Origin of the sequence: Streptomyces canus, from assembly GCF_041435015.1 — a bacterium.
In the GTDB taxonomy this organism is placed as follows: Bacteria; Actinomycetota; Actinomycetes; order Streptomycetales; family Streptomycetaceae; genus Streptomyces; species Streptomyces canus_G.
In genome coordinates, this window is sequence record NZ_CP107990.1 from 82,099 (window position 1) to 102,911 (window position 20,813).

A 20,813-nucleotide genomic window follows, 5' to 3' on the forward strand; every position below is an offset into this window, starting at 1 on the left:
TTGGCAACCAACTCTAACCCTGTTGTTCCCACTTGGAAGCCGTCCATAAACAAGCTTCCAACAACTCCCACTAGATAAGTGGAAGTTGTAGCGTTTGGACCTGGAGTCTCTCCAGGTCAGGGCGCTGCATGCGTCGCGCTTAGTGCTGGGGGGCGACTTTCCATTGAGGCTGGTGATACCGCCGAGCTGACGGTCAGCGCGAGTGCTCGTGCACCACGGGGCACACGTGTTGCACGGCGGCTTGTCCCCTCGGGCTCGATGCTCAGAACCTGCTCGGAGCAGTTCAGGAGCTGTTTGGCCTGGTAGAACCATGCACCAGCAGAGGCCGCCACCGGTCAAGTCGGTCAACTAAATTCCCCAATTGGTCGACCAACTTCACTCAAGTTATCTCCGCTTGGGAAGGGCTCATAACCACCTTCTCTGCAACCATCGAAATGGCGTGAGATAGCTACCATTGTTACCTCTGAGGCTGACGTCACCAAATGTTGATCATTTTTCGGAAGGGGCTGAAGATGTCAGAGGTTGGCTGCCAACTTCCCCAAGGCGGCGCCTACTTGAAAGTTGCCGAGGGCTGGCACGCGTTGGTTTCCAACACGTGCAACTAGGGCACAACCCGGCGTAAGCGATAAGCGCGGAATCGGGCAGGGGCGCCACGAGTGTTGCTACCACTCAGCCTTTGTCTCTTCGGCGTGATTATACGTGCACACCTCTGAGCCAAAGGAAAAAACACGTGACCGACACTTCTTCCGATCCGGAACCAGACGCTCGCGCCCCTCACTGGATCCCGGTGATCACCGCACTCGGACTCGCGGTTGCTGCTCTGACTGCAGCTGTCGTCATGACGGTTCTCCTCCCGCAGGAGCCGGCCGTCTTCACAGCCGCCTCCACGATCGGCGCATCGGGGCTCGCAGCAGCGGCGAGTGTTGCCCTGCCCCGCCGCTGAAGGCGACATAACGAGCCGGTTCCGTCCCCGGCATGTCAGCTGCCGGGGACGGAACCATTTCGCATCGTGGCCGCGGTCTTGTCCGCTCCTGGCCAGCTGGACGGCAACCCTGGCCATTGCTGCGATCAGTCAGGCCTCGGGGCCGTTCGAGAGTGTGGCGCGACGCTCTGTTGGGTCCTGCCAGCCAGCGTCGGCACCCGTCGCACCCGCCATTCCCACACCGTCGCGAGCAGCGTGGCCAGATAGAGGAGGCAAGATGCTCGCGACCGTTCCCGCGTCTGCCGGTTTCGGCATTGCGGAGCTCCACATCGATATCGACGACGTGGAACACATGCGGCGGCAGGCCGCCGGCCTGGGCGTGGCCACCGGGTACGGCTTCGGCGGCCTGGACGTGCTGATGGCGCTGCCCCACGGCCTGCGTCGTGCGTCGTGCGTCCGCGCCGGGTGCTGGTGGCCACGGTGCGGTCGGCGGGCGCCTGTCAGATCGCTCTGGACGCGGCACAGAGGTTCACGGGGTTCTGCGCGCGCCGGATGATCATCACCCGGGCTCCCAGCGTGCACTACCCGCAGAAGCTGCTGGAGTTCGGTGTCTACGGCATCGGCGTCTGCCTCCAGCACGGCGACGGGCAGCTCGAGACGTTGGTGGAACCGCGGCCGCAGAGCAGGAGACACACGCCCGAGTCATGGTGGTTCGCGGAGACCGCGTACGGCCAGTCCTCAACCAGCAGTCGTTGCCGCACGCCCCTGCGCTGTCGCCGGCGCCCTGATCGGGGAGGAGGGATCTGCCTCATGTCCGCATCCACAGCGTCCGGGCGCGCGTACCGTGAGGTGACGACCTGCCGGGAGGACCCGATGAGCGCGCAGCCCGACCACGCCTCCGTCGCCTCGTACGCCCCCGCGCCCGGGGCGCCGGCCGAACTCCTGGCCCGGCTGCGAGCCGACAAGCGCGCCAACACGTGGGTGCCGGCCTTCGAGCGAGCGTGGGCGGCCGCTCTCGAGGAATCGCGCCGGACGTTCTCCCTGGCTGGGCTGTACGAGGTCGTCCAGGTGTGGCAGGCCCGTGTCGCCTCCGCCCCCGCGGTCGACGCGTTCCTCGCCTCCGGCCGCGACGACACCGGCTTCGTGGACCTCGAGGAAATCCGGAGCAGGCGCCGGTGACCGGACGGCAGCTGTACGCGGTCCGCCTCTCCGCTCAGGCCGCGAAGGTGCTCACCGTCCTGCCCGAGCACGCGGCGCAGATGGCCTGGGACGTTCTGGACTCCGCGGCCGGGAACCCCTGGGGGTTCCCGCAGTGGGACGCCGGCGACCCTGAGGGCGAGGACATCCGGATCGCCTCCATCGGCCAGCTGTCCGTCATCTACTTCGCCAACCGCGCCCTGCACCACCTGTCCATCCTGGACATCGTCTGGCTCGGCTGATCAACGCGGACGGGCCTGCTCCGGAACGAGGTTTCCGGAGCCGACCGGCGCCTGAAGGGGCTGCGCACCAACGGCGACGTCACCCTCGGAGTCCGGGTCGCCGGCGACGTCCACGCCGTCTTCGAGTACATCGAGCCCAAGTCCGAGGCGCTGCCCGACTGGCTCGACCTGAACGTCCCGGACGACCGGTTCATCGCCTCGACCCTCTTCCTGCAGTCCCGTCACCCCGGCTCCGCCTGGTACGTCGCGACCAGCGACATCAACCTACAGACCAAACTGCACGCCGTCGCCCTGCCGTTCATCGAACCCTGACAAAAGGTCTCTGTCTCGGCAGAGGATGCCGGGACAGAGACCTTTCGGCTGCTCAGCTGTGACGCGCTGGACTGGGCGCGAGGTCCGGAGCCTTCACCGTGTCAGGTGTCGGTGCAGGTGCCAGCGTCCCCGGGGACTGCGTCGCGGGCGTGAGGGGCGGCTGGCCGGTCTGCGGACTCTTGGTCGTGATGAACACGAAGACCAGCACGGCGATCAGGGCGAGGACGACCTTGGCGGCGAGGTCGATGGCAGCGCCGATGGCGGGGTGCCGGTGGTGGATCCAGCCGATCACGCACGCGACCAGCGCGATGACGACGATCAGCAGGAGCGGGTCGTGGCCGTACATGTCATACCTCTTGGGTCAGAGGCCGGGGGAGGCACGCGGTGTCGGCCGATGCGCCGCGCGCTTCCCCCGGTGAGGAAATGCCCGCCGTGGGAGGGCACTTGTGCCTCCGGTCGGCGGCACGGCAGCAGTCCAGTGGCCCGGCGCCGTGAGTGGAGTGACTACGGCGTTCGGAAGCTTCGGGATCTTCTGACGGTCCTCGGAAACGTTCGGAAGCCGTTCGGAACGGCATTCGCGCAGATCAGAGAGGGGTTCCCGCGAACATGACAAAAACACTGAATTGCTTTCATAGGGCAAGTAGCCGCATAAGTCGATCTTCTGACAACCTGTGCGTCACCTAAGTGTGATCAGGGAGCCGCTGTGACGCAGAACTACTTACTGGGCGTAACCAGTTGGGGCGACTACCGCGCCGCCCTGGCGCAGTACCGCATCGACTGCGGGGAGCCTACCTTCGGCACCGTCGAGGGCCGGGCCAGCGCTCTGGGACTGGGGGTCACTCTCCCGCCCGGCACGATGTCTCCCCTACTGCGCGGGGACCAGCCGATCAGGAAGCAGCAGTGGGCACGGATCGACGGGCTCCTCAAGGCCTGCGCCGACTTCGCCGACCGACCACAGCCCACCGTGGAAGAGATCAACCAGTGGAAGGAAGTCTTCGACCGCCTTCACGCCCCGCCCCGTGCGGACCCGCAGCCGCCTGAGCCCGATCCGAATCCCGATGCGCAGACGGGCAGGCCAGGGCGGCCTTCCCCGGCCCGCCGAAGGAAACGGTGGCCCTGGATCGCCGCCGCCAGCGGCGCCGTCGCGGTCGTCGCCGGGTTGGTGGCGTACATGGTGTGGCCGGACGCCGACTCCCATCCCGAGCTGCGGGTCAACGGCGCGTGCACCAGCGTCGGACAGGTCCTCCAGAGCACCTCGTCGGGGTTCACGAGCAACGGCCCCTACACCACCGAGGTCATCGAGCCCGACGGCCAGCCCTACACCCGCAGCGACTTCGACCCGCACGGCACGGCGAACAGCAGCGGCGTGCTCGGCTGGAAGTGGACCTGCGACCAGGGCGACCCGGTCGGCCAGTACAGGACCCGCGTCACCGACGACACCACCCACAAGAGCACCGACTGGGTCACCTTCCAGGTCAACGCGGCCTGACCCTCTCCAAGGAGTGCACGTGCCCGACAGCACCGAACCCGCCGGCAGTTCCCGGACCGCCCGATACCGGAGGCTGGTCCCCTTAGGCGCTCTGACGGCGGTCGTCCTGGTGTCCGGCGGTTATGCCGTGACGTCGGCGCACCACGACAACGCCACCCCGGCCGCGGACTCGAAGGTCGCCACACCGGCGCCCGAGGTTACCCGGCCCTACGGCGAGATCAGCCACGTCAAGCCCGACCAAGACCCCAACGACCTGGTGAAACTGCGCTCCTGCACCGGGCCTGCGCCGCAGGGAGACACCACCGGGGACTGCCCGATCCAGGACTGGCTGAAGCCAGAAACCCCCGTCACCATGCGGTGCTGGACGGACCTCGGAGTCACGCCCACCGGGTATCCCAAGAGCCACCACCGCTGGTTCTACGTCACAGAGAACGACGGCGCACCCCATCCCGGCTGGGCAGGATGGATCTACTCCGCCCTCATCCCGGTGCCCGAGCAGACCCGCACCCCCCTGTGCGACCCCGCCCTCATCGCCCGTTTCCCGCCCGTACCGGACACTTACACACCGACACCAACTGCGCCGGCCACGCCCAAGGCGACAACGCCCCCGCCTCCGTCGCCGGTCCCGTCTCCCACGCCGACCTCGGCCCCGTCGCCTCCGCCGCCTCCGCCGCCTCCGCCGACAACGACTCCTGCCACGCCGCAGACTGTGACCGAGCAGAGCGGCACCCACGGCTCGCCCACCTTCTCCGACCCGTACCACGCCAGCGGCCCAGGTCCGAAGATCGAGCCCATGGCGCAGGTGGAAGTGATCTGCCGGGTCTACGCACCCAGCATCGAATCCGCCAAGCCCGACGGATGGTGGTACAAGATCGGCGGTGACTGGCAGGGCCAGTACTACGCCGTCGCCAACACGTTCTGGAACGGCGACACCCCGGGCCAGAAGCCCTACACACACAACACGGACTGGAACGTCCCGCAGTGCAGCTGAGATACGGCCTGGCCCTGCCAGCGTACCGAGGCCCGCACGGACACATCCGCACGGGCCTCGGAGAGCGCGACTCTTATTGCGTGGCGGCCGGTACCACCGTCGCCTTCCTCGGCCGTCCGACGCTACGCCGGGCGATCGGGCCGAGTTCGGTGACGGTGACGTCGGTGTCGAGCGGTGCTGAAGGCGTACGGGACGGGAGAACACCCGTCGCGGGCTGGGGACGCTGAACCACCCACCGTCAGCGTTGCGCTGACGGGCCATCGGCATCGGGAGCTGTCGGCGAAGGCGCGGAGGGCACGTTCAAGAGGTGCTCCCGGTGCCGGCGCCGGTCGCGCCACCACTCCAGTCGGTCCCGGGAGTTCTGGGGAATCAGGGCCTGGAGGATCAGAGTCAGGGCGCCGGGCAGCGAAGCGGCCAGCAGGATCCACCAGGGCGCGCCGGTCAAGGTGAGGACGACGGGTGGCGCGGACGAGGCAAGGCCAGCCCCAAGCCGGGAAGTGATGTTGGGGGCGGACATGTGGGCCTCCTCAAGCTGATTGGAGGCCCAAACGTGGCAGTTGCTGGGATAGTCCATTCGAGGTCTTCGGCGTCGTCGCAGGTCGTTGCCGATTAACCACGGAGAACCGGCGCATGGGCGCCGGAAAACGCGATCGGGGGGCAGATCATGGCACGGCCGCTGGGACCGCCGAAGGGACGTACGGCTGCGGCGGACACGTTCGTCATATGGCTGCGCTCGATCATCGGCCACAAGACGGCCAACGAACTCGAGGAACGCTTCCACTACAAGCGTTCCGCCTGGTCTGAATTCCGCTCGGGCCAGTCCCTCATCTCCGAGGACCTGCTGCAGAAGCTTGTTGAAGCGTACGTAAGCAAGCCGGATCAGGCGGACGAGATAGAAACAGGCCTGCGGTTGCTCAGGGCGGCGCGCGCAGCCGTCAAGATCATGAACGCCCCGGCCGAGCAACGGCCCTCGCCGCCCGCGGGCCGAAGCGAGGAGCGGATCGACCTCGTCCAGGCTTTCCAACGCCTCGACAACGCACGGCAGCTGCAGATCGACGCGATACAGAGACTCGCCGAGTCCGAGCGCAACCGCGACCGCTTCGAGCGGCTCGCGGCCGCCCTGCAGGAGCGGTGTGACCTCCTGGAGGCCGAGCTCAAGACGGTCCGGATCCAGGCCCGCGAGGAAGCCCGCTCGGAGCTGCGCAGGGAACTCGATCTGTCGGAGGAGTACCGGCGCCAGGCCGATGAGAAGCTCGCGCAGGCCCGACGGACCGAAGAGCACGCCCGCAACCTGCAGGCCGCGGCCACCCAGAAGGTGACCCGGGAGCGCATCGTGCTGCGCGAGGCCGAACAGGACGAGGCGTACGTGACCGAGGACGCCCTGCCCGCTCCCGTCGTGTCCGCCGCCGAGGAACTGGGCTTGCTGCCGCTGGACCAGATACCCGATCTGCTGCGGGTCGGCCAGGAACAGCTCGACGATCAGGACCAGGAACTGGCCGAGCTCGACGAACGGATCGGTCTCAGCAGCACAGAGGGGGACAACGGGCACGAAGACGAAGGAGACGGTGGAACGGTTCTGTATGGCCAGGTCATCCATGACTCTTCGACCGCAGGCGCACCAGCCACAGACGACGGGGACGTCCACGCCGACGCAGCCCACCAGCCGGATCACGAAGTTGTCCGCGAAGAACCACCGGAGAACCCGGACAACCCCGTGACCAGTGACGTTCTCGGATCTCATTCCCCGGACAACGACGCGCCGACCGGAAAACCCGAAGAGCCGACCGACAAGGACCTTCTCCGCCTCCTCGCGGGCACCACCACATGGGCCTTGTTAGGTGCGGCGCTGCGCGACCTGCTCGTCCGGGAGGAGAGCGCTAAGAGGCTCACTCTGGCCTCCTTGACCAAGGTCGTGTACGGCCCCCGCTACGACAGCGTCGACAGCGTCGTCAGGACCCAGCAGGAACTCCGGGTCGAGCGCTGGCTTTCAGGGGAGCCGATGTACTCGGACCACCTGCGACGGATGGTGAGTGCCATGGGGGCCAGCTACGCGGAGGCCGAGGCGTTCGTCCTGGCCCGCGAGCGCATAGTCGCCGCCGAGAACGAGCAAACGCAGAAGCCGCAGGTTCAGACGAAGCCGCAGGTTCAGACGAAGGTCTCAGGCCGCGGGCGAAAAACGGCCTGGATCACCGCGGTCGTGACGGCCCTGCTGATGGGCGAGGCCACGGCCGCCTGGACAGCCGGCGTACAGGCAAGCCCTGGGATCGCCATATGGCAACTGGTCCTCTATGCGATCGGCACCCTGGTAGCCGTCTGCGTGGCGGGTGCCCTGTGCATCGGGGCGGTGGTACTCCTTCACCCGCTGGACCGCAAGCACGACCCGCTGGACTTCCTCTTTATCGCCGGGCTCCTGGCGGTCCTTGCCGGCCTTATCGTGCCGTGGATCATCGGTACGGACGTCCTCGGCCACTGGCTCGCCGACCAGGTCGGGCTGCTCCCCGCGCCGTCCAGCAGCAAAGGGAACTGACCCGTAACTAGGTGTTCAACCTTGACGCTGCAGGTCAGGGCCGCCATGTTGCCCAAGGAGGTCTGATCCGCCTTCCTGGGACGGCTGCCCGTCGTCTAAGTGATCAACGCATCAAAGGCCCCCGCCCTTCAAAGATGGCGCGGCGCCCCTCTTGCGGGTGAACCCCGCGCCCGAGGGCGCCCTCCCGCTACTTCCTGCGGGTGACGCCGTGTCAGTCCCGATGCCTACCGTCCGAACCGTGACACTCGCGCCCTGGTGGCGCCCGATGAAACGGCGGTGATCCGTTGAAACGGCGGTGATCCGTCATGTCCCTGGTCGATGGGCTACGCAGCCCCCACACCCCGCTGCGCCGGTTCCTGGACCGTGAACTGTCCGCCGGCGCGAAGCCGTTGCGCGACTCCTACCGCGCCCAGCACCGCGCCGCACACGTCCTGCATCCGCCGCCCGGCGTCGGCACCGAGGCCGGCACCGTCGGCACGGCGATCGACCAGCGGCTGCGCCTGGCCTTCACCGCGGCCGCGCCCGTCGACGACGCCTCCCTGATCGGCATCGAGCTGTCGGGCGGGATCGGCGGCCGCGGCGCGGGCCTTCGGATGCGCGCCGCCGGAAACGAGCTCGCGGTACGCCTGACCGAGACGGTGCACCGCCTGGCCCTCGACAACCGGGACCTCCCGGTCGACCACGGCCAGGACGAAGAGGAGGACCTGGCCCGCATGCTCATCGCCGCGGCCTGGTACCAGGTCCTCGCCCGTACGCCGATCGGCTTCGCCTTCACACCGCTCGCCAAGGCTGCCCTCGAGGACCCCGGCGCCTTCACCTTCGCCCAGCTGCTGGAGCTCCCGCACCGCGACCTGGTGGCCGATGTCACCAACCAGCTCCACAAGGCCGCCCACGGCCCCCTGGCGGCTCTGCGCGCCCGCACCAGGCCCGAGGACTGCGTCGGCGGGCCGACGTTCGCCGGCGCCCAGATCACGGCCGACGCCGACCTCGTTGTCGACGGTCTGCTGCTCGACTTCAAGAGCGCCCGCCGCCCGCTGACAGAGATGTCCCAGCGCACCGCCTGGCAGCTGACCGGCTACCTGCTCCTCGATGCCGCCGACCGGTACCGCATCGACACGGTCGGCCTCTACCTGACCCGCTCCGGGGTCCTCGCCTCATGGCCCGTCGACGACTACCTCGCCCTGCTGGGTACCTGCCGCCGCGACCTCACCGAGCTGCGCAGCGTGTTCGGTGAACTGCTCGCCGGATGCCGGGGCCAGGCCGACGCCCGGTACTTCGGCACGGAGGAAGAGACCGATCGCGTCCGGGAGTTCCTTGAGCGCCTGGCGCCGATCGCCGGGCCCGGCTGCTGCCCGGTGTGCACCCAGGCCCTGCCCGAGTCCACCCGCCGGCCCCGGAAGTTCTGCACCACCTGGTGCCGCGACCGGGACAAAGTCCTCCGGCGCCGCGGACTGCTGCCCGGCGGACCGCGCCTGCTGCTCCCCGCACCACGCAAGCCGTACCGGGACCTCCCCGACGACGCGGAGATTGTGAGCCTCACACCCCGTCTTCGCAGGTAGACGCGTCGCCCTGTGAGGCTGTCAGGTATGAGGAGCAGCATCGTCCCCGCGACCCGCGGCTGGTGAGGTGCTGCTTCTGGTCCTGCTGCACGGTGCTGTCCGGCGTGTAGGGAACGTGACTTCGCGAGCACTGGCTCCTGCGGTGATGGCGTTTTCCAGCTGGTCACCGGCAGGCGGCGAGCGCGGTGGTGAGGGCAGAGGCGAGCGTGAGGGTGGCGGCGAAGGCAACGGCGGCGCGGGTGAGCGCGGTGGGGTAGCTGGCACCGTTCAAGCGGGCCAGTTTTCCTGCCCCTGCGGCTGCCAGTACGGCGACCACGAGCACAAGCGCGATCGTGAGCAGGACGATGGGGATGGGGTTCACGAGTTCCTCCGTGGTCTGGCCAGCCGGAGTGCCGACAGATCAGACGGTGCCGGTATCGCCGTTCACTCAAGTCCGCAGTGAGCGCTGTTGAACAATGCGCTACAGAGTTGAACACCGCCGCGGGGCAGACGCGCGGTACAGGAGACCGGGGGGTGAGGTGGGGGTGACACCCTTCGATGCGCTGGCCGAGCTGCGCCGGCAGGTGGACCGGGCCCGGGTGGCGGCCGGGCTCACCAAGACCGCGCTGGCCGACCGTACAGCCCTGGGACACGTGCGGATCTCGCGGACTACCGTGCAGCAGTTTTTCCGAGCAGATGGCCCCCTCCCGAGCATGGACACCGTCAATGCCCTCGCGACCGCGTTGAAACTCGACGTGCAGCCTCTGCTCGACCTCCGCGGCCTCGCCGACGGGGCCGGCGGAGGGCAAGCGCCCGTATCGACTACCCCGTCCGCGCATCGCACTCCCAAGGACAGGCCGCGGCAGGCGAGGTCCGAGCCGCGGCTGATTGGGCCGATCCCGCGGGCCGCGCTTGCTTTCCAGCCCCGCAGTGAGACGAACCGGCTACGGGCGATGCTGGACGGTGGCGGCACCGCAGTACTGCACGGGCGGGCAACGTCCGCAGAGGTGGTGGGGGGCGCGCTGGTCGGGATGGGAGGCGTCGGGAAAACCCAACTGGCGGCCGATTACGCCCGGGCGGCCCTGGTTGAGGGGACAGTGGACGTGGTGGTGTGGGTGACCGCCACCGCCCGGTCTGCAGTCGTCGACCGCCTCGCTCAGGCAGCCGGCGAACTGTGCCCCACCGGGCTGAAAGCCCCGGAACAGGCCGCCGCCGCTTTTCTGGCGTGGCTCACGCCGAAGCGATCGACCGTCACACCCGTGCGATGGCTGGTGGTCCTGGACGACCTCACCCATCCCGAGGAGCTGCGCGGGCTGTGGCCGCCGGACAGCCCTCACGGCCGCACCCTGGTCACAACCCGCCGTCAGGACGCCGCCCTCATCGGACCCAACCGCATCTGCCTGGAGGTCGGCCTGTTCACCCCCGAGCAGGCCACCGCCCACCTCACCAATGCCCTCGCGGCCTACGGACGCACCGAGCACGCAGAGGATCTCGCCGCGCTGGCTGCGGACATGGGCCTTCTGCCGCTAGCCCTGTCGCAAGCCGCCGCCTACCTCGCCGACACCGGCACCACCGTCACCACCTACAGGCAGGCGCTCGCCGACCGTGCCACCGCGCTCGGCGAACTCGCCCCCGACCTCCTACCAGACCAGCAGCCCCATACCGTTGCCGCTGCGTGGACGCTGTCCATCGACCATGCCGACACCCTCCGCCCGGTAGGCCTCGCCCGCCCGCTCCTCCAACTGGCCGCATGCCTCGACCCCAACGGCATTCCTCGCACCGTTCTGACCACCACACCGGTCCGCACCTACCTCGCACACCACCGCACCCCCCTGCCCGGCCACTACCCACCGACCGAAACGACGCCCACGCCAGCCGACACCAATCCGGTCTCTGTAGCCGATACCGAGCGAGCGATCAGCGCGCTGCGCCGGCTCAGCCTCATCACCCACGACACACCCGCCGCCGTGCGCGTCCACCAGCTTCTCCAGCACGCCGTACGCGACACCCTCACCGCACACCAGCACGACGAGACCGCCCGCACTGCGGCCGACGCCCTGCTCACCGCCTGGCCCGACATCGAGTGCGACGCCCACCTTGCCCAGGCGCTCCGCGCCAACACCACCGTGCTTATCAAACATGCACAGGACGCCCTGTACCGACCAGACGCCCACGGGGTGCTGTACCAGGCTGGCAACAGCCTGGGCCGGATAGGCCAGGACGCCGCCGCCCGCGACTTCTTTCAGTACCTCACGGACACGACCACCTCGTACCTCGGCGCCAACCACACCGACACCCTTGTCGCTCGCGCCAACCTCGCCTACTGGCAAGGGGCAACGGGGGATGCGGTCGGCGCCGCAGACGCCTTCGCCGACCTGCTGGAGGACGCGGCTCGGGTGTTCGGCGACGACCACCCCGATACCTTCACCATCCGAGCGCAACTGGCTGATTGCCGGGGAGCGACGGGGGATGCGGTCGGCGCCGTGGACGCCTTCGCCGACCTGCTCGCTGACCGGACGCGAGTGCTGGGCGAGGACCACCTTGACACCCTGGCCGCCCGCAACAACCTTGCCCTCTGGCGTGGCGAGGCGGGGGATGCGGCCGGTGCTGCAGCGGCCTTCGCCGACCTGCTGGCCGACTGGACCCGGGTGCTCGTCGACGAAGACCACCCCCGGACTCTCGCCACGCGCCACAATCTCGCTCGCTGGCGTGGCGAGGCGGGGGATGCGGCCGGTGCTGCAGCGGCCTTCGCCGACCTGCTGGCTGACCGGACCCGGGTGCTCGGCGAAGACCACCCCGACACCCTCATCACCCGCGCCAACCTCGCCAGCTGGCGAGGGAAAGCAGGGGATGCGGCCGGCGCCATGGAGGCCTTCGCCGACCTGCTGGCCGATTTGACCCGGGTGCTGGGCGAGGACCACCCCGACACCCTGGCCGCCCGCAACAACCTTGCCCGCTGGCGGGGGGAGGCCCGGGAGGAGTGAAAGGCATCACGCTCTGATCGTTCATGAGGCGCTCTGGCCGGGCACCGTATGCACCAATCAGTGATGCCGACGCCGGGGAAACAACACAAGGAACGGCTTTCCTCGATCGGGTGTGAAACCCCGTACCCGGGCTGGACGCTGAATGGCCATAGGCCGGACGACGCTAGTTGTGGAACGTCACGTAATTCCCCACCAGCCGCGCCAACTTCCCCGCCCGCACGTTCGACCGAGGCTGACGCCTCCTGCGGCGAGTGAGCTGCGTGAGATCTGCTCCGGTCGGCTCACCTGATAAGAGTTTTGCTTGTACCCACTCCATGCCTCAGGATCCTGATGTGGCAGACATTGGACCTACCGAAGACGGGGTGCCGGAGGGGCTGCTGGGCTGGTGCTTGGTGGGCAATGTCGCGTGGGAAACCGCCCGCGGCGAGGGCGGCCTCGACGTCCAGCGCGGCACGCGGCACTTTGCGCCAGGGGCGTTGTTGTGGATCCCGCCAGTCCGATGGGACCCGGGCCATTGGCGCGTGCGGGCCGTGGGTCGGCACCGAGGTAACGCTCGCCGGTACGTCAACATGGTCGTGCGTGTGGACGACCTGGAGAACTTCCGGGTAAAGGGCGTTTACAGCGAGGGCCTTGTCCGTGCCCTCAACGGCTTCGACCACGATCCCGCTGCGCCGCGAACCCTCCAAGACCCGTGGTCTCGCGAGCGGGCTCAGAGTTGGGCAGACAGCTGGAATCAACCCCGTGAGCTGGTTCGCATCGACGGACGCCTTCAGGTAGGGCTCTTCGTGCCCAACCCTCCGCCCGCGGAGCTCCAGGTCGACGGTGAGACCCTGCACCTGGCTCACTACAGCGCAAGGGGTCCTCACTACAGCCGCATGCCCCCTCCGGTAGAACGGGCCCCGAAGAGCTGAGTCGACCTCTCGAACACGCGGGCGGGGAAGTTGACGCCGACTGGGGAATTACGGGCTCTGTCGGGGATCTTGTGATGCCACTCGTCTGAGCTGGGCATATACCGAGTGTGCGGTTCAGGGGGTTTGGGACGGTTGCTGCCGCATTTAGCTGATGTGGTGGTCGAGTCGATCGAGAGTGCGGCCGGTACGGTCACGTTCTGCGCTCACTCTGCAGTGCCGACGGCGAGGCGCCCAAGATGCGGGGTGGTGTCGTGGCGTGTGCACGGCCGGTACGCGCGCCGGCTCGTTGACGCGCCCATCGGCGGAGCGCCGACAGTGAGCTTCTTCAGCGTTGCCGCTCCAGGGTGAGGATGGCCTTGGCGATTGACGTCATTCGATTCGGGCTGCACCGGGACCTGCGGAAGATGCGCCAGGACTTCAGGCGGGCGACGCCGCGCTCGACCGGCGCTCGTGCAGAGGCCAGTGCCCGGTTGAGGGTCGTCTCGGTGAGGGTGAGTTTCTGCAGGGGCTTGCGTTTGATGCCGGTGGTCAGCCACGGGCCGCCGCCCTGGTAGGCGAGATCGGCCAGGACGGGAACGCCCTGGCGCCCGCAGATACGGATGATCCGGTGGGTGCGGGCCGCGGTTAGGTCGTGAGTCCGGCCCGGCAGAGCGGGTGAGAGCCATAGCAGCCGGCCGTCGGGGTCGGTGACGACCTGCACGTTCACGCCGTGGCGCCGGTGTTTGTGGGAATAGTCGGCCCGTCCGTCGCCGACCCGGTCGCACTCGGCGAGGGTGCCGTCCAGCAGGACGAAGTCGGGGTCGGTTTCGCGCAGGACCTTCAACAGACCCGGTGCCCGACCGGCGAGCAGGTCGATGACCTGGCTGGTGTAGGCGTGGGCGGTGGACTCGCTGATCCCGAACCCGGCGGCGATCTTTGCCAGGGTGGAGTGTTCGCGCAGGTACACCAGTGCCACCATCGCACGCTGGGAGGGCGGAGCTTGCAGCGCCGCTCGCCCTCACGAGTGACGACCAGCATGGTCACCCATCCCAGTTCGCGCAGTGGGCACCCCGTTGGAGATGCTTCTGCGCCGGCGCGGCACGAGACTTGCTGCAACCGAACTGGCCCAGACCGGCATGTACGTGTTGTGAGAACACCCCAACGTCTGCGGCCGGCCCAACAACATGTGCGGAAGTACCGACGGATCCTCGCGTTTGACAGGGAAGCGTTGCGCGTCTCCAAGCGTTTTCGGGACGAGATGACCGCGTCACTGCGACGCCGTAGACGAGCCCAACGAAAGGCCCGCGCCCGACGCTGGGGCACCATCGCGCTGATCACAGCGGGCGCGGCACTTCTGCTGGTCGGCTTGCCCTACGTAATCTGGCGCGGCCCCTATGTCATCGATGCAGGTCACCTCGACGAGGGCGAGTTGAGAAAGGGATCAGCGGCTCTGGTAACGGGCATCCGGACCGCGGTGGTCGCGTTCACCGCTGCCCTGGGCGCTGGCGTTGCTCTGCTCTACACCGCCCGCACCTACCGCCTGACCCGGCGGGGACAGATCACTGACCGCTTCACCAAGGCTCTCGAACGGCTCGGCTCACCCGAAATCTACGTACGCATTGGCGGCGTCCTCGCTCTCGAACAGATCGTTCAGGACACACCCGAACAAGCCGCCACGGACGCCGCTCGAGTCCTTGGCCACTTCGTTCGCCATCGAGCCCCCAAAGCCGAAACCCAGCCCGCCGCAGCTGAGGCCAGCAGCAACCCGCTGCCGACTGAACCGGAGGCCGATGTACAAGCAGCCCTTACGGCCCTCACCCGCACTGAATCCCGCACCCATATCGACCCCCGTGAACGGCTCGATCTTCGAGGCCTTCACCTTGCCGGCGCACGACTCCATGGTGCTGATCTCACGGATGCCGACCTGATGGGGGCGACGCTCACAGATGCCGACCTCAGCAAGGCGACGCTCACCAGGGCCAACCTGCACTCAGCGTCGCTGACAGGGGCCCAGCTTGTCGAGGCTCAATTCAGCAGGGCCTACCTTGTCGGGGCAAAACTCACAGGGGCAACCATGTTCAGGGCGACGCTCACAAATGCCGACCTGACCGCCGCGACGCTCACAGGTGCCAACCTGTTCAGCGCGACACTCACAGAGGCCGACCTGACCGGGGCGACCCTCACTAGTGCCAACCTAGGCTCGGCGTCGCTCACAGAGGCGAGGCTTAGCGGGGCGAAACTCACAGAGGTCAGCCTGCGCGAGGCGACGCTGACAAAGGCCGACCTGAGGGCCAGCGACTTGTCGACCGCAAAATCTCTGGTTCCCGCGCAGATCACTTCGGCCCGTACCGATGAAGACACGAAGTTGCCGCCACGCTTCTATGTCTCGACTGGGGCATCGGCGGTCTCTTGATCAGCAAGCTAACCGGTGGGGCTGCTCAGGGCCGCGTACGACGGCACTCCCCGGAAGATCGGACATCCTAGACACGCGCGACCGCAGCGCACGAGCGATGGTGAAAGCGATCGAGATGTCTGACGTCTCAATCACGTTGCTCGGGGGCCTCGTTGGTCATCCATCCTGCCGCACTCGACCTGCCGCATGCGCTCGTGGAGTGGGTGACCATGCTGGTCGTCACTCGTGAGGGCGAGCGGCGCTGCAAGCTCCGCCCTCCCAGCGTGCGATGGTGGCACTGGTGTACCTGCGCGAACACTCCACCCTGGCAAAGATCGCCGCCGGGTTCGGGATCAGCGAGTCCACCGCCCACGCCTACACCAGCCAGGTCATCGACCTGCTCGCCGGTCGGGCACCGGGTCTGTTGAAGGTCCTGCGCGAAACCGACCCCGACTTCGTCCTGCTGGACGGCACCCTCGCCGAGTGCGACCGGGTCGGCGACGGACGGGCCGACTATTCCCACAAACACCGGCGCCACGGCGTGAACGTGCAGGTCGTCACCGACCCCGACGGCCGGCTGCTATGGCTCTCACCCGCTCTGCCGGGCCGGACTCACGACCTAACCGCGGCCCGCACCCACCGGATCATCCGTATCTGCGGGCGCCAGGGCGTTCCCGTCCTGGCCGATCTCGCCTACCAGGGCGGCGGCCCGTGGCTGACCACCGGCATCAAACGCAAGCCCCTGCAGAAACTCACCCTCACCGAGACGACCCTCAACCGGGCACTGGCCTCTGCACGAGCGCCGGTCGAGCGCGGCGTCGCCCGCCTGAAGTCCTGGCGCATCTTCCGCAGGTCCCGGTGCAGCCCGAATCGAATGACGTCAATCGCCAAGGCCATCCTCACCCTGGAGCGGCAACGCTGAAGAAGCTCAGTGATCGAACTCGTGGTGCGCCGGTTCAAGTGCCTCAATCCGCAGTGTCCAGCGGTGACGTTCGCCGAGCAGGTCGAAGGGCTGACCAGCCCTCATGCCCGGTACACGCCGCTGCTGCGCACACTGCTCACCTCGATCGCCGCGTGTCTGGCCGGTCGGCCAGGTGCGCGGCTCGCGCCCGCGCTGGGCATCCGCGTCGCCAAGGACAAGCTCCTTGACCTTCTCCGCGGCTTACCGGAGTTGCCGCAGTCCAGCGTGCGCGTCCTCGGGGTCGACGACTTCGCGTGCCGCGACCGGGACAAGGTCCTCCGGCGCCGCGGCTTGCTGCCCGGCGGGCCGCGCCCGCTGCTCCCCGCCCCACGCAAGCCGCTTCTGAACCTCCCACACGACGCGGAGATTGTGAGCCTTACGCCCGTCTTCTCAGGTAGATGCGATGTCCTGCGAGACCGTGACACCGCTGGTATCCGTGCGCCCTATGTAGCACTCAGCGTCGAGCATTTAGCAGAGAGTGCCTTCGCCAGTTCGGTGAAGTGTGCTTGTCGATCCCACAAACCTTCCCAGTCGCTTCTATAGTTCTTCTTGGAAGCTATTTCAGACGGAAGCCTAGTCAGCATGCCACCCAAATCGCTGATCATGTGCGCGGGGTCATCCTTCGAGGGGAACGTCAACCCAGCCGCCGTGTAGCTGGCCATGGAATCGCCCAACTCCTCGGCGACACGCTTCTCATGCGCAACTGATCCGCGATAGCCAGTTAGGACGTCCACGGGTTCCGGATTATCTCCGTCACCACGTGTAGCCACTTGATCCTTTACCCCTTGGAGGGCTACTACCATGCCGGAGATCACCTTCTCGGTCCTCGTGCAGGTCGCCACTTGGGCAGCGGTGCGCCTATCGCGATCATCGCTGCTTGGTTTGGAATCCCTCGCCCATTGATTAGAAGCAAGCAGTCCCAACACCGCACCCAGTGCTGCGGCAGCGGCAGCACCGCCGAAGTACTTTGCGTGATCGCCCCAGTGATAGGGGCGCTGCGCCAAATTTAAAATGAATCCTGCCAACAGGGTAAGCAGCGTTGCTAAGATGGCAAAGATCCACTGATGCAGCTCCATCCGGTCATGGTCCCACACCGTTGACCCCATGCCTATAGGTCTACAACACGTCCGATGATCAAGAAAATGCGCGAGGTCACGCTCGCCCTACCTCTGATCATCGGCCGCCGCTATGACGCCTTAATAGTCATTCCATTTTAAGTCTGGTGTCGATCACTGAGACGGTGCGCCGCCTGGACCTCGACAACCAGGACCTCCCGGTCGACCACGGCCAGGACGAAGAGGACGACCTGGCCCGCATGCTCGTCACCGCGGCCTGGGACCAGGTCTCCGCCCGTACGCCGATCGGCTTCGCTTTCGCCCCGCTCGAGAAGGCCGCCCTCGAAGACCCCGGCGCCTTCACCTTCACCCGGCTGCTGGAACTCCCGCACCGCGACCTGGTCACCGACGTCACCGCACAGCTGCGCGCAGCCCGCTGGAGGCTCCGCGTGCCCGCACCCGGCCCGTGGGCTCCGACCACGACGGAAATCCTGCATGCCAGGCTCCTCGGCTGCTCGCGCTGGCATGGTTCCGCTAGTCGGTAGGCGGCGCTGTCGTCGTGGTGGCGGTACCGCTTGCGGCCCTGGTGGTGTCGAGACTGCAGCGCAGTATTTGCATGGGCCTGCGGAGCTCAAGACGTCTGCGTCTTGTCGGCGAACTGTGGGCGGACTTGGTAGGTGAAATACAGGGCGTTGCCGTATCCGGGCTTCAATTCGCCATCGAGATCATCACTCCCCAGCAACACCCCTCGCGAAGTGAAAAAGGTTTCATCGATGAATCTGCCTTCTTCTCCATACGAGTTTCCGTACACGCGGGCACTGCCTTCAATGAAATTGAGGTTGAAGCGGTCGGGGGCGGTCAAATTAATGCCGCTCCAAATCTCGCGGGGGAAGTTATTCTCGCCTTTCAGGAGGGCTTGCGATCCGATGGAAAGTCCTGTACATGTCGGAAGATTCACCATGAGGCGTACACCGCGGGCAGCAAGGTTGAGCTGCTTCGCATTGTTGTCGACGTACACTCGGATGGTGTAGGTCTTTCCGCGCTCGACAGTAATGCTGTGCTTCCACAGGTCCTTGCTTCCCGATTCGCGTATACCATAGAAGGCCCGCTCGTCACCCAACTGCGGGTTCTCTTGAATGGAATTAAGGGCTGGCCAGTCGCTATCATTTCCCTTGAAGAGGGGGCGATCTGGACCCCACCCCGCGACTTTATCCCCTTGCTTCTGGCTGCACATCGTGTCTTGTGCTGTCGGCGGAGACGGAACAGAAGGAACGTTAGATACCGCAGGCGGCTCGATGATGGCTCGCACTGTTGGCGGCTTCTGGTCCTTCATCGCGGTGTAGACCGCAGCACCGGTACTGCCAGCGCCCACGCACACTGCACCGATGGCGATTGCCGTCGTAACCTTCCAGTGCTTCCGACCAGGCGACCATGGCGGCGGCGGTGTTCCAGTACTCACCTGTGGCTCCTCCTGCGCTACGACTGCCGTGCACTCGACGCGTCCGATGGGATTGCCAGGTAAGAGTGTGCTGCGGGGGGTTAAAGTTCCACGTCTCACCGGGGAACGATGTGCGCAGCAGTCGGAGCAGGAGCTGTGCGCTACTGACCTGCAGATTTCCTTCAGCGGTGCGGTGATCTCCGGAAGCTCATGTACGTGAGGTCAATGAGCACCGCTCCCGGGAGCGGTTCAATACACGGTGGCTGAACGGCTACGTAGCTGGTGAACGGCGCGGCGCAGCAGACTAGGTCCGGCTCTCGGCGCCTACGGACCGCTGCATCCTCGGCCCCTGGGGGCCTCCGGTGCACCGAAGGGGCCCGCAGCTGATCCGGCGGCTGCGGCGTGCAGGGGGTGTTACGGGCCAGCGTGGCGGGGGTCGGTGGGGGGCTGAGGGAGGCACACGTGGCGGGTACTTCGTCGGCTGCGGTTGCGTCGTGGCGTGCTTTCGTGGGCTCGGGAGGGGGAGAGCCGGAGGGCATTTTGCCGAACTGTCGGAGGGGGTACCGATGTGAACGCCCCGCAGGGAGGCGCTGAGGGATGCTGTGCGCGACTGCTTCGCAGGGCACGGTGTGTGCGGGGAAAGGCCGCTGGTGACAGCCTGTCCTACTGCTAGAGAGGACGCCGACGTAGAAAGCATCCTGACCTGCAGAAACGCCCCTCTCCATCCAGACTCGACGATCTGGCACCCAGCTCCCAGCAACGTGCACCCGGTTTCTGGGAGCGGGGCAGGCAGCTCTGGGAGCCCTAGTGCCCATGTCATGAGGACCGTGACCACGGTTACAGGATCTGACCAGATTGACGTCAGGTTCATCAGGAGGCGCGCCTCAAGTCAGGCGGGAGGGCATAGCGATGGATCGGCATCAGGTTGAGCGACACGCCCTGGAAGCAGAGTTCATGAACTCCGTGCTCATGTACGTTAAGTTCATCTGGTCGGCCTGAGGGCCGCGGCTCATGCACGTCGAGGCAATGCCCAGTCATGGAGGGCCCGTTGGGAGCAGTACGCCGACTCGTTGATGCGGACACGGGCGAGGCCATCCCTTATGCGCCCTATGCCTTCTCCGGCGAGCACATCCAGGTCGACAAGGCGAGAGTCGCAGCAATCACGGAGAGCAAGGAGTTCACCCCGAGCCAGAAGTACCTGGTGCTGTGGTGGATCGGGGTCTCTCCCCAGGGCATGGCGCCGTTGAGGGCGACCGGCGCAGATATCGCCAAGAAGGTCGGGATGACCGGCGATGCCGTCGGCAAGATCAACCGGAAGCTGCTCAAGCGGCGCATCCTGATCGAGCGCGGCCGGATCGGCAACTACAGGCTCTACCGAATCAGCCCGTACATTGCCTTCCACGGGACCGGGATCGAGCAACGGGAAGCGATCAAGTCGTGCAACCCGCCGGACATCCCCGGCTTCGACAACACGTCCCCTTCGTGGTGGGAGGCCCAGTGAACAACGACGACAAGCGAAAGCTCCTGGACGTCCTCCACCGCACCGCAGGTATGACCGCCAACCAGCGCCTGGTCGTCATGCTCTACGCGATGCACCCCACCGACCGCGCCGGCGCCGTCGTCGAAACCGGCGCCAACCTCGCCAAGCTCGTCGGGATGTCGCCGACCGTCTTCTCCCGCACCCGACGCCAGGTCGTGGAAGCCGGATGGCTCGAGGAATCCGAGCGGCTCGCACACATCAGCTACTACCGACTCAGCGAGAAGAGCACCGGCGAGGACGTCGTCGTCCCTCTGCGCCGCGCAACCTGAACAGCTCCAAGAACCAGAACTCATGTACGTGAGGTCAATGAGCACCGCTCCCAGGAGCGGTGCTCA

At 66.8% G+C, this 20,813-nt stretch carries 16 protein-coding genes and 2 pseudogenes; 12 read left to right on the forward strand and 6 right to left on the reverse strand.

Annotation, left to right across the window (positions count from 1 at the left end; all coding sequences use genetic code 11):
- Positions 1 to 1,795: 1,795 nt before the first annotated feature.
- Positions 1,796 to 2,101, forward strand: a complete 306-nt coding sequence (locus OG841_RS47885) for a DUF6247 family protein (protein ID WP_331724826.1) — start codon at positions 1,796 to 1,798, stop codon at positions 2,099 to 2,101.
- Complete coding sequence (locus OG841_RS47890) at positions 2,098 to 2,361, forward strand: hypothetical protein (RefSeq protein ID WP_331724797.1); 264 nt, start codon at positions 2,098 to 2,100, stop codon at positions 2,359 to 2,361. Before OG841_RS47885 ends, OG841_RS47890 begins: the two co-directional genes overlap by 4 nt.
- A 364-nt stretch (positions 2,362 to 2,725) precedes the next feature.
- On the opposite strand, the gene OG841_RS47895 is transcribed toward OG841_RS47890, so the two are convergent.
- Positions 2,726 to 3,019: a hypothetical protein gene (locus OG841_RS47895; RefSeq protein WP_331724799.1), complete on the reverse strand. Its 294-nt coding sequence runs from the start codon at positions 3,017 to 3,019 to the stop codon at positions 2,726 to 2,728.
- 357 nt (positions 3,020 to 3,376) lie between these two features.
- Here OG841_RS47895 and OG841_RS47900 point away from each other — a divergent pair, with 357 nt between their 5' ends.
- Positions 3,377 to 4,162, forward strand: a complete 786-nt coding sequence (locus tag OG841_RS47900; protein ID WP_331724800.1) for a hypothetical protein — start codon at positions 3,377 to 3,379, stop codon at positions 4,160 to 4,162.
- Between the two features lie 19 nt (positions 4,163 to 4,181).
- A complete protein-coding gene (locus OG841_RS47905) occupies positions 4,182 to 5,153 on the forward strand; it encodes a hypothetical protein (RefSeq protein ID WP_371571330.1) in 972 nt (323 codons plus the stop codon).
- A 238-nt stretch (positions 5,154 to 5,391) separates the two neighbouring features.
- Here OG841_RS47905 and OG841_RS47910 read toward each other — a convergent pair whose 3' ends face one another.
- On the reverse strand, positions 5,392 to 5,670 hold the full coding sequence (locus OG841_RS47910) for a hypothetical protein (protein ID WP_371571333.1): 279 nt from the start codon (positions 5,668 to 5,670) through the stop codon (positions 5,392 to 5,394).
- A 147-nt stretch (positions 5,671 to 5,817) separates the two neighbouring features.
- Between OG841_RS47910 and OG841_RS47915 the strand changes: the two genes are divergently transcribed.
- Together OG841_RS47915 and OG841_RS47920 are read left to right on the forward strand one after the other, a co-directional pair.
- Positions 5,818 to 7,680, forward strand: a complete 1,863-nt coding sequence (locus tag OG841_RS47915; protein ID WP_331724803.1) for a hypothetical protein — start codon at positions 5,818 to 5,820, stop codon at positions 7,678 to 7,680.
- Between the two features lie 305 nt (positions 7,681 to 7,985).
- Positions 7,986 to 9,239: a hypothetical protein gene (locus tag OG841_RS47920; RefSeq protein ID WP_331724804.1), complete on the forward strand. Its 1,254-nt coding sequence runs from the start codon at positions 7,986 to 7,988 to the stop codon at positions 9,237 to 9,239.
- A gap of 163 nt (positions 9,240 to 9,402) precedes the next feature.
- Here OG841_RS47920 and OG841_RS47925 read toward each other — a convergent pair whose 3' ends face one another.
- Positions 9,403 to 9,600, reverse strand: coding sequence for a hypothetical protein (locus tag OG841_RS47925; protein ID WP_331724805.1), 198 nt, complete (start codon positions 9,598 to 9,600; stop codon positions 9,403 to 9,405).
- Between the two features lie 163 nt (positions 9,601 to 9,763).
- Between OG841_RS47925 and OG841_RS47930 the strand changes: the two genes are divergently transcribed.
- Positions 9,764 to 12,202, forward strand: a complete 2,439-nt coding sequence (locus tag OG841_RS47930; protein WP_331724806.1) for a tetratricopeptide repeat protein — start codon at positions 9,764 to 9,766, stop codon at positions 12,200 to 12,202.
- A gap of 1,236 nt (positions 12,203 to 13,438) precedes the next feature.
- Here OG841_RS47930 and OG841_RS47935 read toward each other — a convergent pair.
- Positions 13,439 to 14,130 (reverse strand): annotated as a pseudogene (locus OG841_RS47935) (transposase family protein).
- Between the two features lie 328 nt (positions 14,131 to 14,458).
- Here OG841_RS47935 and OG841_RS47940 point away from each other — a divergent pair.
- Together OG841_RS47940 and OG841_RS47945 are read left to right on the forward strand one after the other, a co-directional pair.
- Positions 14,459 to 15,505, forward strand: a complete 1,047-nt coding sequence (locus OG841_RS47940) for a pentapeptide repeat-containing protein (protein ID WP_371571337.1) — start codon at positions 14,459 to 14,461, stop codon at positions 15,503 to 15,505.
- A gap of 152 nt (positions 15,506 to 15,657) precedes the next feature.
- Positions 15,658 to 16,406 (forward strand): annotated as a pseudogene (locus OG841_RS47945) (transposase family protein).
- 482 nt (positions 16,407 to 16,888) lie between these two features.
- Here the strand turns inward: OG841_RS47945 and OG841_RS47950 are convergent.
- Positions 16,889 to 17,521 (reverse strand): hypothetical protein, encoded by a 633-nt coding sequence (locus tag OG841_RS47950; protein WP_331724809.1) that lies wholly within the window; start codon positions 17,519 to 17,521, stop codon positions 16,889 to 16,891.
- A gap of 146 nt (positions 17,522 to 17,667) precedes the next feature.
- On the opposite strand from OG841_RS47950, the gene OG841_RS47955 reads away from it, so the two are divergent.
- Complete coding sequence (locus tag OG841_RS47955; RefSeq protein ID WP_331724810.1) at positions 17,668 to 18,045, forward strand: hypothetical protein; 378 nt, start codon at positions 17,668 to 17,670, stop codon at positions 18,043 to 18,045.
- Between the two features lie 86 nt (positions 18,046 to 18,131).
- On the opposite strand, the gene OG841_RS47960 is transcribed toward OG841_RS47955, so the two are convergent.
- Positions 18,132 to 18,959, reverse strand: coding sequence for a hypothetical protein (locus OG841_RS47960; RefSeq protein ID WP_371571342.1), 828 nt, complete (start codon positions 18,957 to 18,959; stop codon positions 18,132 to 18,134).
- Between the two features lie 1,027 nt (positions 18,960 to 19,986).
- Between OG841_RS47960 and OG841_RS47965 the strand changes: the two genes are divergently transcribed.
- The gene (locus OG841_RS47965; protein ID WP_331724827.1) at positions 19,987 to 20,439 is read left to right on the forward strand and encodes a MarR family transcriptional regulator; all 453 of its coding nucleotides are present in this window, start codon (positions 19,987 to 19,989) and stop codon (positions 20,437 to 20,439) included.
- The gene (locus OG841_RS47970; protein ID WP_199578030.1) at positions 20,436 to 20,747 is read left to right on the forward strand and encodes a replication initiation protein, RepL2; all 312 of its coding nucleotides are present in this window, start codon (positions 20,436 to 20,438) and stop codon (positions 20,745 to 20,747) included. The genes OG841_RS47965 and OG841_RS47970 overlap by 4 nt, the downstream gene beginning before the upstream one ends.
- The last annotated feature ends 66 nt before the right edge of the window (positions 20,748 to 20,813 follow it).